Annotated in this window: 14 protein-coding genes and 1 tRNA gene; 3 read left to right on the top strand and 12 right to left on the bottom strand. The window is 55.3% G+C overall.

Annotated features, from left to right (window positions below):
• Positions 1 to 49: 49 nt before the first annotated feature.
• Positions 50 to 136: transfer RNA gene (locus tag A6X21_RS01440), tRNA-Ser, on the top strand.
• A gap of 136 nt (positions 137 to 272) precedes the next feature.
• Here A6X21_RS01440 and A6X21_RS01435 read toward each other — a convergent pair.
• From A6X21_RS01435 to A6X21_RS01415, 5 genes are all read right to left on the bottom strand, one after another.
• Entirely contained in the window at positions 273 to 1,538 is a 1,266-nt protein-coding gene (locus A6X21_RS01435; RefSeq protein WP_068845541.1) for a tyrosine-type recombinase/integrase, read from the bottom strand.
• Between the two features lie 162 nt (positions 1,539 to 1,700).
• Positions 1,701 to 1,967 (bottom strand): helix-turn-helix domain-containing protein, encoded by a 267-nt coding sequence (locus A6X21_RS01430; protein WP_068845539.1) that lies wholly within the window; start codon positions 1,965 to 1,967, stop codon positions 1,701 to 1,703.
• A gap of 73 nt (positions 1,968 to 2,040) precedes the next feature.
• Positions 2,041 to 2,526: a hypothetical protein gene (locus tag A6X21_RS01425; RefSeq protein WP_131818131.1), complete on the bottom strand. Its 486-nt coding sequence runs from the start codon at positions 2,524 to 2,526 to the stop codon at positions 2,041 to 2,043.
• A 141-nt stretch (positions 2,527 to 2,667) separates the two neighbouring features.
• The gene (locus A6X21_RS01420) at positions 2,668 to 3,144 is read right to left on the bottom strand and encodes a hypothetical protein (protein ID WP_068845534.1); all 477 of its coding nucleotides are present in this window, start codon (positions 3,142 to 3,144) and stop codon (positions 2,668 to 2,670) included.
• An 85-nt stretch (positions 3,145 to 3,229) separates the two neighbouring features.
• On the bottom strand, positions 3,230 to 3,679 hold the full coding sequence (locus A6X21_RS01415) for a hypothetical protein (RefSeq protein WP_068845533.1): 450 nt from the start codon (positions 3,677 to 3,679) through the stop codon (positions 3,230 to 3,232).
• A gap of 728 nt (positions 3,680 to 4,407) precedes the next feature.
• Between A6X21_RS01415 and A6X21_RS01405 the strand changes: the two genes are divergently transcribed.
• Together A6X21_RS01405 and A6X21_RS23530 are read left to right on the top strand one after the other, a co-directional pair.
• Entirely contained in the window at positions 4,408 to 6,012 is a 1,605-nt protein-coding gene (locus tag A6X21_RS01405; protein ID WP_068845530.1) for a DNA cytosine methyltransferase, read from the top strand.
• Entirely contained in the window at positions 6,009 to 6,422 is a 414-nt protein-coding gene (locus A6X21_RS23530) for a very short patch repair endonuclease (protein ID WP_083233320.1), read from the top strand. Before A6X21_RS01405 ends, A6X21_RS23530 begins: the two co-directional genes overlap by 4 nt.
• A gap of 74 nt (positions 6,423 to 6,496) precedes the next feature.
• On the opposite strand, the gene A6X21_RS01395 is transcribed toward A6X21_RS23530, so the two are convergent.
• The 7 genes from A6X21_RS01395 to A6X21_RS01365 all read right to left on the bottom strand — a co-directional run bounded on the left by A6X21_RS01395 (position 6,497) and on the right by A6X21_RS01365 (position 14,293).
• Positions 6,497 to 7,108 (bottom strand): hypothetical protein, encoded by a 612-nt coding sequence (locus A6X21_RS01395; protein ID WP_068845526.1) that lies wholly within the window; start codon positions 7,106 to 7,108, stop codon positions 6,497 to 6,499.
• The gene (locus A6X21_RS01390) at positions 7,101 to 8,015 is read right to left on the bottom strand and encodes a hypothetical protein (RefSeq protein ID WP_068845524.1); all 915 of its coding nucleotides are present in this window, start codon (positions 8,013 to 8,015) and stop codon (positions 7,101 to 7,103) included. Before A6X21_RS01390 ends, A6X21_RS01395 begins: the two co-directional genes overlap by 8 nt.
• Positions 8,012 to 10,102, bottom strand: coding sequence for an ATP-binding protein (locus A6X21_RS01385; protein WP_068845522.1), 2,091 nt, complete (start codon positions 10,100 to 10,102; stop codon positions 8,012 to 8,014). The genes A6X21_RS01390 and A6X21_RS01385 overlap by 4 nt, the downstream gene beginning before the upstream one ends.
• A 125-nt stretch (positions 10,103 to 10,227) precedes the next feature.
• A complete protein-coding gene (locus tag A6X21_RS01380; RefSeq protein WP_068845521.1) occupies positions 10,228 to 10,977 on the bottom strand; it encodes a hypothetical protein in 750 nt (249 codons plus the stop codon).
• 4 nt (positions 10,978 to 10,981) lie between these two features.
• Positions 10,982 to 11,728, bottom strand: coding sequence for a hypothetical protein (locus A6X21_RS01375; RefSeq protein ID WP_068845519.1), 747 nt, complete (start codon positions 11,726 to 11,728; stop codon positions 10,982 to 10,984).
• Positions 11,718 to 13,679, bottom strand: a complete 1,962-nt coding sequence (locus A6X21_RS01370) for a hypothetical protein (RefSeq protein WP_068845517.1) — start codon at positions 13,677 to 13,679, stop codon at positions 11,718 to 11,720. The genes A6X21_RS01375 and A6X21_RS01370 overlap by 11 nt, the downstream gene beginning before the upstream one ends.
• 17 nt (positions 13,680 to 13,696) lie before the next feature.
• Positions 13,697 to 14,293 (bottom strand): hypothetical protein, encoded by a 597-nt coding sequence (locus A6X21_RS01365; RefSeq protein WP_068845516.1) that lies wholly within the window; start codon positions 14,291 to 14,293, stop codon positions 13,697 to 13,699.
• Between the last annotated feature and the right edge of the window lie 70 nt (positions 14,294 to 14,363).

The following is a 14,363-nucleotide window of genomic DNA, read 5'->3' as shown; positions in this document are numbered from 1 at the left end:
GCATTCTGGAACTGACGATGGGTTTAGAATGGCTTTGGCCATTCCTTCTGGAGAGGTGGCAGAGCGGTCGATTGTGCAGCACTGGAAATGCTGTGTACTCGAAAGGGTACCGAGGGTTCGAATCCCTCCCTCTCCGCTTGAACAAACTCCGCCTTCCGCAACCCCTTGATTATCAGGCAGTTGCGGAAGGCGGCTTGTTTATGTCTCAGTCACTGGGACGGAAACTGAGACAAATCGCCAGCATCCTCATCTCTGTGGCAGGGTCTCTGCCGTCATCCCTCTTGGCTTTCTCGCGGCACCTCCGGTTCAGGTTGATTGCCGGACGACACCGTGTCGTCCGAAATGAAGTTGATTGACTGCATCCGCCGCTGACTGTCGTCAGGTCGCAGATGCCGGTAGTGGTGGACCATCTCCGAACTCCGGTGGCCCACCCAGTCCTTGATCTCTGCTTCGGTCGCTCCCTGACGGAAGGCTTCACTGACGAAGTAGTGGCGGAACGAGTGGATCGTGCCCTGAGCGAAACCGATCTCACCACGAGCCACCGGGAACTCGGTCTTCAACGCGTTCCGAATCTCCCGCTTGAAGATGTCGAGTACACGCTTGGCACGCACTCGTGCTCCCTTGGCCCCGTGGAACACGTATCCGTCGGAATGTCGCTCCAGTTCATGGAGCACGGACTCCAGCGCCGGATTCAGGGGAACGGAACGGCTGCGCTTGCCCTTCGTCGTCCGATTTCGGCCCCGGATTTCCTTACGTCCGCTGAACCGCTCATCGGCAATCCGGATCGACTTTGAGGCAAAATCGATATCGGTCCACCGCAGAGCAATCAGTTCCCCGATGCGCATTCCGGACGTCGCCAGGGCGACCAGGATCGGACGAATCCAACGTCCCGGCTCAGATGTCTGGCAGAACTCCAGCATCCGGGCCATCTGCTGGCGGGAGTAGCAGTACGTGTCCGTCCCTGACGGCTTGGTCAGGGTTGCCTGGATGCGGTGTTTGGCGTCAAGGAGCTTCTGGTCGATCAGCCATTTGACGACCGACACGATGAGCGTCATCTCCAGGTAGATCGAAAGGGATGCATACTTCTTTTCGTCGAGCCAGCGGCCGTACTGTTCGGTCTGCTGGTTGCCGAATTGAGACCACTCCCGGATCGACTTTTGCGTACAGAACTCGATGTGTTTGTCGCGAACCGCACGGTAGCGTTTCAGTGTATTGCGGCTGACGCCGCCCATGACCGCAGGACGGTCACAATGCTCGATGAATCTGGCCCAGCCGTCAGCGATGCTGATCGGAGCTTTGGAGTCAGACACGACCGCAGGCTCTGATTCGCGTGGAATCAGGCCGGTTTTGCGGGCCATTTTTTCATCGAGGAACTGCAATTTCTGGAGGGCATCCTCTTCGGTTTTCGAATTTAAGCTGTGCTTGCCCAGGTTAGTCGCGTTACTGCGACCGTCGGCGTAGTAGATTGTCCCGCGACGGAACAATTTCCAGGTGTAATACCTGCAACGGATGATCTTGCTGGAATTGTGCCTGCCCATTGAAGAATCGATTCATGAGAAATCTCCAAGTAAGGGTAGGCCGGCATGCTGGGGCATCGTCCCTGCCAGCACGCCGACGGCCGTCTTTCCTCCAAGTTCAAGACGACAGGTTTGTGAGTAGTCAGTAAACCCGCCAAGGGGTTCACGAGTTCGGAAAAAAGATCACTGCGAAAATTCGTCGGCCTGCCATTTCGGCTTGGGGCCAGGGATCGGCTTTTCAGTGATCTTGTTTCTAGGTGCGGTGTCGGTCGTAGCTTCAGTCACGGTTTCCAACAGCGTTTCGGGAAACCGGACGAAGTGACGCTTTCCCCCTGGTTGAAAGTACGGGAGGCGTCCGTCGCGCTTGAGGCGATAAACCGTCGACAGACTGACATCGAGGGCTTCGGCGAGGTCTTTGGCGGTCAGGTTGTTCTCTGTGGCGCGACGCATTTCGTGTTCTCTCTCGGGATCGGCCCGCAAGTGGGCTGCCCTTGAATATATTCTGCCCACATCAGGGCAGTTGTCAAGAGTGATCGCCGGAAACGGTACGAACGCGATCACGAATCTCGCCGAAGTTCAGCTCGACGATCACCTTGGGGGACACGGTGGCGACCGTGTTTCCAGGCACTTTCGTGTCGATCCAGTTGCCCGTTCCACGGGAGGTGATCCACCGAAGATATCGGCCGTCTCCGAACTGGACCCGCGCCGCACCATTGCCAGCGAGGACAATCCGGGCTTCGGGGAAATTCAGCGGGTTCCTTTTCATTTCCGGCATGACATTGCAGGTGGCTGTCAGAAAGTCCCGCACGGATTCTCGTTTGTACCCCGCGTTCAGCAGGTAGGCGGCGCTGGCGATGAAGATGCCCGCGATCTCATCGAAGGCTCTCGCTCGCCCGACGGAGTATTCTCCGACGACCCAGGATTGCTGGGGCACCAGCTCGTGATCCATCACGTACCGGATCTGCCGGACGGGAATCGAGGTTCTTTCACTGAGGGTTTTGATATCCATGAGATCTGCCCCTTTCTGGGCAATATCGTGTGGTGTGGGAATGGGTAAGTCAAGTCGGGGTGTTGGCGAACGCGCCACTACCCCGGCAGACCGCTTTGGTGGTTGACCACCGGACCGCGGCGAAGCGAGTTGTCTGGGCCGTCAGCGGCAGATGATGGTCCGAATGGTCCCCAGGTCGACTTCGACGATCACATTCGCGACGTATCCGCCCGCTGTCGCCGCCGTGGTCGAATCGGAATCGATCCACTCCGTGATGGTCTGGTCGAAGATCCAGCGGACGTACCGGCCGTCAGCGAACTGAACCCTGACGCAACCGGGGCTCGACAGCGCCAATCCGATGGCCAGGGCTTGAGCGTGGGTATGAGGCTCAGGGCTGGTTTGCATCGAACAGCAGATCGCATTGATCAATCCGCCGATGCGCTGTTCGAGATAGCCAGCGTCTTCCAGGTAGGCTGCACATCCCAGCAGAATCGCAGCGATGATGCCGATGTCCTCAGGCGACTCAGCAACAGACTCACCGGCCTCTGGTGTGCGGATCGGCACCAGCTTCTGATCGAGAATGTGACGGAGCTTGAGCGCCGGAATCTGGAGCTTTTGACTCAGACGATCGATGTTCATGGTTATTGCCTTTCATGGGTTGAGTTTGAGGTGAGGAAAGGAAAACGCCGGGGCAACCTGCTGGTCAGGTCACCCCGGCGTTCGATCAGTTCTGTGTTGGCCGGGCCCCCCGCATCTGGCTCAGCAGCATCACGAGCAGGGGATGCACCTGAGGAAGCAGGAGAGTACGAATCGCTGACGGACAATCCAGGAACGGCACGAACCGAAACTGGCAGTCCGACTCGCTGGCCGGTGGGCTCTTGCGATAGGCAAGGTATTCCTTGGCCTCCCACCAGATCACGCCGAACCCTTTCGGGATCATCAGAGCAGCCTGGACCACGTTCGTGGACTTCTCGGAACCGGGATGATCGCTGTAGTGCCCTTCGTAGATGACGAGCCCGAGGACGGCCGTCTCCCTCAGGACTCGCATCTTGGCGAGTTCACCGATGGCGTTATTGATGTCTGGTACTCGCGCTTCAACCTGGTCGAGCTGAGCACGCAGTGACAGGGTGTGATGACACAGTTGGTCCACAATGGCGTGGCCGGAATTGGACATTCAGGTGGTCTCCGAATCGGGGTGGGGAGTCTTCGTAGGAGCGTCAAGACGCTTTGGGTCGCGGTGGGTGGTGTGCCGTGTGGTGTTGCCCCGCCTTGAATTTGCGGCTGAGGCAGCAGGCTGGTTGTCGGCGTGCGACTGGTCGATGTGGTATCTGGCAATCAGGGATGCCAGTGTGTCGAGAAATTGAACTCGACGTTCGTCAGGGGACGGTCTGGCTGCGGGCATGTCCTCACTTCTTTTGAAGGCCCAGAAGGCGCTGGCTGCGATCGGAGGCACCTGCACTGATCTTGCGACACAGGACTGTTCGCAAGCGGCCAGCATGGCAGGTCCTCACCAGCGTCTTGAGACACTTCGGATGGCGTTTCGGCAGGGGATACGGCATGGGTTTCCTTGTGAGAGGGAAAACAAAAAGGGACCCGACAATCGGGTCCCTTGGTTTGCAAAGTGGTCTGTTTGAGGGGGAGGCTGGATCAGGTCATGGCTTTCCTCCTGTCAAATGGATTGGTAATTGGGCAGCCACGCTCACTCGCGTAACGCTTCAAATGGACGTGTACGTAGCCACTCATTGGTCGAAGCGTGGCCGTCAGACTCGCCGTTCACTGCAACCCTGCGACGAAAGCCATTAGAATGAGGTGCTTTGCGCATAAGAGAGCAGGCATCTCATTCAGCGGAAGGGTGATTCATTTGCTGCAACTCGCTGTCTGAGTGGACGTTGGGGACATTTCTTGGCTGTCGTTCGCCGTACTATTCCTGTCGTTGATCTGTTTGCCGGCCCCGGTGGGTTAGGCGAAGGTTTCAGCGCGTTCGTTGCTTCCGGTCGAAGCCCGTTTCGAATCGCGCTGTCGGTGGAGAAAGACCCCTACGCACATCAGACTCTGCGTCTGCGCAGCTTCTTCCGACAGTTTCCGACAGGTGAAGCTCCAGACCTGTACTACCGAGTGCTCAGACGCGACGTGTCTCTTCAGGATCTCCCCGTCGAGGCCGCGAAGGTCCCGGAACTCTTGGCGGCCTGGCAAAAGGCTGATCGTGAGGTCATGTGCGCCGAACTCGGCCCGCAGAATCACGAGTCCGTTCGCTCCCGAATTAACGCGGCCTTGGGGACCAGTCCGACACCCTGGATCCTGATTGGTGGCCCACCCTGCCAAGCCTACTCCCTCGCGGGGAGAGTTCGGAACAAAGGGATTGTGAACTACAGAATTGAGGACGACAAACGCTCGAAACTCTACGAAGAGTATCTGCACATCATTGCAGAGCATCAGCCGACGATCTTTGTCATGGAGAACGTCAAGGGGATGCTCTCCGCAACCGTCGAGAATCAGAAGATTTTCGAGAAGATTCTGTCCGATTTGCAGTGCCCGGCCGGGAAGAACTCCTCACTTCGTTATCGCATTGTTCCCATCGTTGCGGCAGCTGAGGCGAGCCACTATCCGGAAGAAGATCCGCGGCGTTTTATCGTTCAATGCGAAGAGTATGGCGTTCCCCAGCAGCGCCATCGTGTGATTCTGGTGGGGTTGATTGACACAATCGGAGCCGTGTCACCGCCGCCTCTCATCCGCTCTCCAGCGCCCACCGTGAAGTCTGTTATCGACTCGCTGCCCAAGTTGCGAAGTGGCTTGTCAAGAAGCCGCCAGGGCGGTAAGTATGTCACGCTCGTTGACAATGAAGATACTTGGTGGGAATCGATTCGTCGGCAGGTTGGAGCCAATGGACATCCATGCCCGGCTTGGCTCAACGAAATCGACGATGAGTTGGCGAACCGACTTTTTTCAACTGTTGAGCAGATCACCCGACCGCGAAATGGCCGAGGAGACGAATTCCTCGCGGCTAATGGCGCTCTGGACAGGACGCACAGCCTGCACGATTTTCTGTCGGATTCACGGCTTTCTGGTGTGTGTAACCATGCGACCAGGGCACACATGGATTCGGACCTGATCCGGTACCTGTTCTGCGCGGTGTTTGCGAGACAGCATAGCTACTCGCCCCGCCTCGAAGACTTCCCACGGGGTCTGCTGCCGAACCATCAGAATGCGACGACGGGAGACTTCGATGACCGTTTTCGTGTCCAGCTTGCCAATGCAGCCTCCACGACAATCACCTCCCATATTTCGAAGGACGGGCACTACTTCATCCATTACGACCCGACTCAATGCCGGAGCCTGACAGTCCGCGAGGCCGCCCGACTCCAGACCTTCCCCGACAATTACCTCTTCTGTGGCCCGAGAACACAGCAGTACACGCAAGTTGGCAATGCAGTCCCGCCTTGGATTGCGATGCAGATCGCGGAATCCGTTTTCAAAACGCTGGTCAATGCAAAGCTGATAGACCAATGACGGATCGTATTTCACCGGAACACCGAAGCTGGAACATGTCCCGCATCAGAAATCGGGACACGAAGCCAGAGTTGATCGTACGATCGCTGCTCCACCGGATGGGATATCGTTTCCGACTGCACCGCAAGGATTTGCCCGGAAAACCTGATATCGTGCTCCCCAAGTACCGGACAGTCATCTTTGTGCATGGCTGCTTCTGGCACCGGCACCACAATTGTCGTTATGCCAGCACGCCACAATCTCACACCGCTTTCTGGAATGCTAAATTCGCCACCACTATAGAGCGTGACCGCGAGGTACGGCGACAATTACGCAAGCTGGCATGGCATGTTATCGTCGTCTGGGAATGCGAAATTACAGCAGAACATTCACTTCAAAAGAAGATATCTACATTTCTACGGCACTATTAACATTCAAGAATGCGTGACAAGGCTAAGCCCAAACGTCGCGGCTATGAAACACGGCAATTGAGTCGATGCTACATTCAGCCTATATATAGGTTGCACATCACGTGCACCGCTTCCACTTCATCTCCGCAACTGTGCTTATGCCTTGATGTAAAGCTCCACTTTAGCGAGCAGTCGCATGTTGGGCCAGATTGCTGCAAGGGAAGGATTGTGTCCAGTCGTGTCCTCAGAGACTTAGTCAGGCCCGATATGTTCTCATTCTGCACATATACAATAAGAAGGCCACGCCCCTCTCTGCCTGTCGTGTACCTGCCAATCAGTTGGGTCATCCCTTTGATGTGGTAAGCGGGGCCGGAATAAATCTTGGCTTCCCCGAGGACGATACGCGGAGGATTGCAGTGGTCTGCCTCGACGGTCACGTCAACATGGCCATTAGAATTCGTTTCCTGAGTGACCGAAAGACCTGGCATAGACAAAACTCCGACGAGCACGGCTGTTAATCCCTCTTCGCCTAAGCCGCTGAGATTTCTAGCATTCTTCTCAAGGTGATTCACCGCACGTGCGAGCAGGCTGTCAAACGCGACAAGAAACTCGACTTCTGTGGAGGCGGTGAGCAGATCTAGGTACTCCGGGGCTTTGCGCTGAATCAGCTTCACCAGCTCGAATGCATTGCTTGTCGCACTACTCATCTTCTCCCCCCGCGCTCTTCGTATCCGCAAATAGCCACTTGATGATAACCGACTCGGACCATCGGCTCCATTGTTCGTCGCTCATCTCATTCCTACGCCACCAGCTAGCAAGTGTTCTGGAAAACTCCTCAGTGGTAACGTCATTGCCAGTGAGGGATGATTCAAACACAAATCTAAGGACTGCCGATGACGGCTTTGTCAACTGGGATAAAACCGCGATGACTTCAAGAATATCGCAGGACACGGAGCTTGCGACGTCGACTGCATCGCTCAAAAGAAACGATTCGTCATTACGAGCGCACATAACTCCAAAGATGGCTTCAGTGATAGCCATCCAGATATCACCTTGTCCGAGTTGCGATCGGATCAATACACGCGATTGCTGAAGAAGTCGGAAATGTGGTAGAAACCGCAATATCTCATTTTCGAGTTGGTTGCCCCACCCGAACGAGGGGCGGTCTGCCCTTAATGGCTTGCTCATTCTTGAGAACTGCGCGATCTCCTTAAATCTGTGGTCTGTGGAAGTTACCTCGTTTATGAACAAGTCCGCCAAATCAGGCTGATCATCTTCCGGCGGGCTCGCAAACTCACTAAGAGGAACCCGCTGGTCAGCGTACTTGCTCCAGACTACGACCCGCAAAGGGCCGTGTTCTGGTGAGATTGTCTTCAGAAAAACGGACGCGGTGTGCGAAGCGTGAGTCTTCTCCGATCCGTAGTTGCCGAGATGGAGATCCGTAAATACTAGACGAACATTTCGGAAGTGCTGCCGCGGTGTGGTTTCGAGATCAGTTCCACGGACGTGAACTGCCTGAATCCCCAAGTGAGATAGCGCATCAAGAAATGGCTGATAGTCGTGCCGTTCGTCGTCTATAAGGCAGACTGTTGCCAAATTGTGCTCTTGTGTCATGGCTGCTCCTTGAAGTGCATCGCTACTACAGCGCCTGTGCAGGCATTCGGAAGTTCGATGTCATGGTTGCCGGGGAACGCAAGCAACCCACCGTGCACTCTCATGACCTCGTTCACGATATACAGGCCAAGTCCCATTCCGCCGGGCCTGCGAGTAAAAAACGGCTCAACAAGATCTGAGGGTGAGTCATCACCAAATCCCGGCCCATTATCGGCAACAATGATTGATGCACCGCCATGAAGTTCGTTGGATGTCCCAAGGTATAATGTCTTCTGTTTAGACGCCTTAATCTCAAGCCAGTGGATTGCATTATCAATCAGGTTTGTAATAGAGGCAATCAGCATCTGCTTCGAGCCTTCTACGGGAAAATCGACGTTACCAGTCTCCTTCCCCTTGATCAAGGTTACACCGTGACGCCTCAGCCGCAGTTCGGTCGAGAAAACAGCCTCATCGATTAACTTGAATGCAGTTGTCTTGGCTTTGCCAGGATTCTTCAACAGGTTTGTGACGGGCCGCATTGCACGATACAGTTGATCCACGAGTGCTTTGATTCGCTTAGTGTCAGTAGGACCGGAAGCAGCTAGTCGTAACTCATCAAGGATTTTCTCTGCACCGTGTATCATCAGCCCGAGAGTCAGTCCCGGCACAGCCGCATGCAGAAGTTGGTCGCGGTAGACTTCCATCTCCTTCTCGACTTCAATAAGTCGGGGCTCAACATCTTTGAGCACACCCTTTTGATCTAGCAGGTCTCGTAGGTCTGCAAGCCGTGCAAAAACGGTCTTTCGATCACCTTTGCCGAGCGACTCCCGCAGTCGTCGCTGGTCTTTGGACCGCTCAGCCTCAACTTGAGTGAGAACGCTAATGACTGCCGCGATAAAGGCTTGGTAGGCGGGAGAGTCGATAAAGCCTTCGCGGTTCGATTTTTCTCGAAGGCCGGCGCTCAAAGTGGCGTCTAGCCGTAATGCCCCGAGAATCTGATTGTTACTGGTTCTCGCCGTTGGCGTGTTGACTCGCCGAAGGTCCAGATTCAGCCAGTCGTTGCCTGGTTCGCCGAAATCATAGACCCGGATTCCGTCGCGGTAGACGCGGACACCTCCGTTATCATTAAGATAGCCTTTGAGTCCGCTGACGTCATCTGTTACTAGTCTGATCAGTCGGGGGTCGAGATCGAACAGCAAGAAGTCGAACTCAACTTCACCAATATCGTGACCATCCAGATTAAGAGGCAAGCTCTTTCGGCCCTCACGCGCCTCCAGTGCAACGGTAATACGGTTATTGAAGCGAGGCTCGATCTGTCGGGCTAATGAAGAAGGAGGAGTAAAGCGATAGGAAAAAGTTGCTGACTGTCCGGAAAAGTGTCCGTGTGCATGGTATAGCGCGCAATGTTTGACATCATTTGCCCCGAGTAGGCCGTCAAGCCACTGTTCACTACCGGGGGCGAAGAGGGAAACGGTGAAGTTGTCTGGACTCTTAAACGGAGAGCAGAGACCGGCGATTGCCCGATGCAGTTTTCTGAGGTCCCCTCGTGTCCATGATTCGCGGAGACGTGTAATGATTAACTCGGTCCCATGTTTATTTCCTGGAAAGGACCTCGGCGTTCTACTTGCCAGAGCAACTGGAGTGATATTTAATGCCGTTGATGATTCAAGGACGTCCCAATTGAAGTCCATCACCAGTTCTTCGCCTCGCGGCATGCGGGTGACTAGTTGAATAGACCTGCCCAGTTTATGAATCGAAAGTCGACCGAGCCCTTTTTCCCCTAGGGGAAACCGATGATACGTTGGTGAACGCTGTTTTGCTTCACGTTGCTTTGCTCTGAAGTCTGTCCCGATTACCATCCAAGAATCGCGAAGCACGTGGGCATCCATCCCTGAGCCGTTGTCTCGGATTAGTATTCGAGCTTTCTCTGGGTGGGCAGGGTTCTCGATTCTGACAGAACATTCCGTTGCATCAGCATCATAGGCGTTTTTCACAAGCTCGTACACAGCCAGCGTAGCATCCCGTATCAGTTGGTCGCCCAGCAGGGTCAACAGTCGTGGCTTGACCTGAAAGGTGAGCAGCTCAGATTGACCATTGGTTGGTGTCATGCAATTCTCCGAACGCCGAATCGCAGCTCTAGGTTCGACGACGATCTGTTAGGAGAGGACTGTCTACAATTAGATCGCCAGAAAAATCTGCTGCATTCCGGATAAAGCTAATGAGGTAAAATGGGTTATGATCGAAAACGAGTGAACTCGGTTGGGAGCAGTGTAATAACTGCTTCGGTTTCCATCGAATACAGATCCCAGGCAAGATCAAATTGTTTGTAGACGTCGACGAGACGTCGGACTGTTCCCGGCTTGCCACGAGTACGGTCGTTGAGCTTTTCGGTGGACGCCGCCCCTCGCTTGGGCAGTGCGGTTGTTCCGTCGAGGTAAAGGGCAGTTGCCGTCGCGAGCAGAGATGCGTTCGTGACCAACTCCTGCCGGGATGCCAGTTGCTCGACAATATCTCCCGGCTGGTGAAGAGGTCCACAGAGGAGAATCATCGCCCTTTCGGGGTTGGTTCGATGAGCGTGAAAGATCCGGTAAGGGCCGGCAAGGAGATGACGGTAATAGCGAAAGGCATGTCCGGAATCTGGAACCCAGCGGGCATCCTCGCCGGGCGTTCGCTTCCCCTTTTTGTCCGGGGGGCAAAGCTCTTCGAAGTAGAACAGCGACAGCCACGCCCAGAGCCCTCGATCCTGATCGATGTTGCCGAGTCCCGTACCGCTGAGCCGCTCATGCAGGTAGCGGGCCGCTGTAAAGCGACTGCCGAACGTCCGTTGCTCGATGTCGACTTCCACGTCGCCAAGGTCTTGCGAGGTCGAATCATGGTCGAGGATTTCGACCGGGGCGGCTAGGCTGGGGTCAGATTTCACGGCGTGGAGAAACTCCAGAAGCCTTGCCATGCCTTGCTCGTTCAATCTGCGGAGCGTTGACATCACCTCATCCTTTCTGCCAGGCATTCATGAAGGATGTGAGGACTTGTTTCTGCCGTGCAAAGGAAGAGACGACATCGTCAATCCAACCGGTGCGGGCATCTTTGTCCTCGGGACACTCGGCGACACCAGGAAGTGACATGGCGAACCGGAGCCATCGTGCATGAGGGGATTCACTGTCATCGGGATCGCTGGCATCATCGATCACGAGCAAATGCGTCAGCACCGAACGCAGAATGGCTGGTGCCGTGAGCGCCTGAAATATCGGCGATGTCGCAGCGGCCCGCCAGTCTCCTACATTCCTGTTGATCAGCAGAACCGGAGGCTGCTCCATCTCAACGCGATAGACTTCGTCGCCGATATCGGCTGGCCTGACATTCAGCAGCGGCGATCTCTCATCGTCGTCGTCCATTTCGCCGACCGGACGAATCTGATCGGCTTCACCAAGCATTTTTCCCGAGTTTTCACCCGCTGCGGTAACCCTTACCCGAAACCGGATTTCGTCTGGCGAATCGAACTCCGTGAGTTTGGTGTCAACAGGGCGGACGATTCCTTTCACTGATCCGAAGGGAAAACGCATCCACGTTGTCTGCCGGTATGCCTCCACGAAGACCAGGGAATCCGCAGGGAAGTCGTAACCGGCTAATTTAAGTTCGGCAGCGAACTCGGGCGGGCTATCCTTGGTCAAGGCGATTTGGACATCGCGACGGTTGATCTTCCGTAACCCGGTGTAATTGAAGCGACTAATTGCCATCGGTCGCCTCCTGTTCCAGAACTCGTACGAATAGGTTTCGGCGCTCGTCAAAGCCGGTCACGTTCAGTTTGAATTCCGGCTTCAGGACTTGGGCGATGAGACGGTTCCCTCCAGCAGAGACCACCTTGATGTTCTCCGCCAGTTCTTTTGGGGCACTGATCGAGAGCTTTGCGAGGTCAAAATCGGTGCGATACCACGACTTCAGTGGGTTTCTCGTCCGATCGTCGTAGGCGACTTCAACGAGCAACTGTTCGGGTTGCCTTGCTTCCGGGTCTCCGCTGGTAACGGAGAAACCACCCTTGGACTTCGTGACTCGAAATCCTTTGGGCTTTGGCGGTGGTGGTTCAACTGGATCATCTGGAGTCGAATCTGGATCATCCTCTTTCTTTGGCTTCTTCTTCCGGGTTTTGAGTGAGTCGTCTTTCTTCGGCATCGGCAGAGAGAAGAGATCGATCAGAACAGTCGGGTCTTCTTCTACGTCAGACTCGGTGATCAGTCGAAGTATCTCGGCCACGCTGTTGGCGACAAACTCAATGTTTGCCACACCCGTCTCATACTTGTGGCGGTAGTGAGAGCATTCCTTCTGCCACTGTGTATGTGCCGGATTTTCAGAGTCCCCGAGCAAGGTTGCCAAAGGCCGGTCAGTGACCAGCACCAATGAGGCTACGCCGTGGGTTGTTCTTCCCCGGACATCGGAGATTGTGATTCCGTCTCGGACGTAGATAGGGCGTCCACGCTTATCTGACCCATCGGCTGTGAGGAAAACATCGAACCAGGACCACTGCGTCTCCTTCTTTTTCTCACGCACCGGCATGGGGATGCGAATTGCGATGCGGTCGCCAGCCTTGAACCGGCTGCGGAGAACTTCAACCCCCTTCTCGGGGAAAAGATCGGGCGACCATTTTGGTGCCCGATTCGCCGGAGGGCGACTCAACAGAAACCTGTCCGATTCCTTGAGGCTTCTCGCCCAGTCAGAGAGCTGAATGACAGGCATCAGCGGGCGGCTGCGATCAAAACGATTCGCGGCGTCAGCCAGATTGGACTGATCCAAAGTTGTTACGACGTTATCCGGGCCAACGATCTCGACGACCAGCTCACCCGAGAGAATCGGGTAGAAGTATCCGATCACGACAGCATGGAGGATGGTTTCGGTTGTGATCTCATCTTCGTCGTAGAATGGGACCACGATCGAGAGCCCCGACTCGTGACCGCGCAACAGTCCGAAGGTTTCGCAGAACTGAGCGATCGTCTTGTCATCAGAGACGGGAAGAACGATCGAACTGTCATCCGCCTTGACTCCAAAGTATCCATCCGGGACGCACGTTGTGCCATTCGCGAGATCGTGCGACTTGAGAATTGTCCTACCCATCAGAAGTCGCGCATCATCCAGCTCGCGCCTCGTAAGCGCCCAGAATGAACTGATGCGACTCGCGCGAGGAAAAACGGTCTTGCCAACTCCCCACCGCCCCCGGTCAGCTTCGCTCTTGTCCGAATGGCCCTCAGCGCGAAAGAAATTAAAGAATCGGTTCTCGCATCCGGGCACTTTCTTCCACTGGGATGGGTCGCCATTCAGTCCGGAAGTTCCAAAGTCTTCGAATGTCAAGAACGTACAGGGCTGGTCCTCCTTAGGCGGTATGCTCAGCCCGTTTCCAAGAACGTGAAGATGCTCCCAGTTACCAGCAAGAAAAGGGGCCGAGAATTGTGGGGGAATTGCCTGAGAGCTGCCAGAAATCCGGATTCGGACTCGAAGCACCTCTTTTCCCCAGGGCGTGGCCGAAGTTGTCCGTCGGGCGTCGAGTGAGTTTTGGATTCCTTCCCGAACCAAAGCATCAGCACTGTTCTCGATGGCCTCCGTAGCAAAGAACTCGCCTTGTATGGGATCGCGAACAGTGTCGCCCTGCTGGAGACTTTTGTAATGCCATGTCGGCAGCGGCCCGCTGATCTGTGACATCTAGGTTGTTCCCGTTCTCATCGTTTCGGAGGCAGATTCTTCCACGCTTTTGAGGTCTCCACAAGGAGATCAAGCCCTCGCGGAACGAAGTATCCTTGACGCCCCTCCTTGGTGATCAATCCAGAATCACGCAGCCATGCAAGACAAAGATAGGACTGATACGACGGAACTTCCACTCCGTCACTCCCCTGTAGGGGGAGGATGTCCTCCGATGTAAACTCCTTGCTGCCCCATGACTTCAATCGCTGGCACAGCAACTCGACGATGCCCCACGGGGCTCGATGCAAATACTCTTTCTTTTCCTTTTTAGACCAGCCGATTTTGACAAGCTCAGTTCGAGAGCGTGCAAAGCGGGGATAGGCTGGACGGGACTTCGAAGATGAGAGGCGCTTCGAAGCACTCCCGGCAACACTAACGGCGACCGGCTGCTCAACTTCCTCTGCCCGCTCTGGGGTGTCTTCGGCCTCACGTCCCCCTCTCAGGCGACCTAGTGTTCTTGCCCACTCGGTCATTGTTTCGACGGCATCATACTGACCCGCTGCTGCCGCTTCCGCTACCAGACCTCTAAGGCTTTCTTCGCACTTTTTCAGGGCATCATGGGCCTTGGACAGCATTCAGAACCGCTCCTTACAGTACAGGCACAATACAGTACAGTGAGAAAGGGGCGAATGCAAGGGCGCGTTT

The organism is Planctopirus hydrillae, from assembly GCF_001707835.1.
GTDB classification, from domain to species: Bacteria; Planctomycetota; Planctomycetia; order Planctomycetales; family Planctomycetaceae; genus Planctopirus; species Planctopirus hydrillae.
This window is presented reverse-complemented; position numbering and strand designations above follow the sequence as displayed.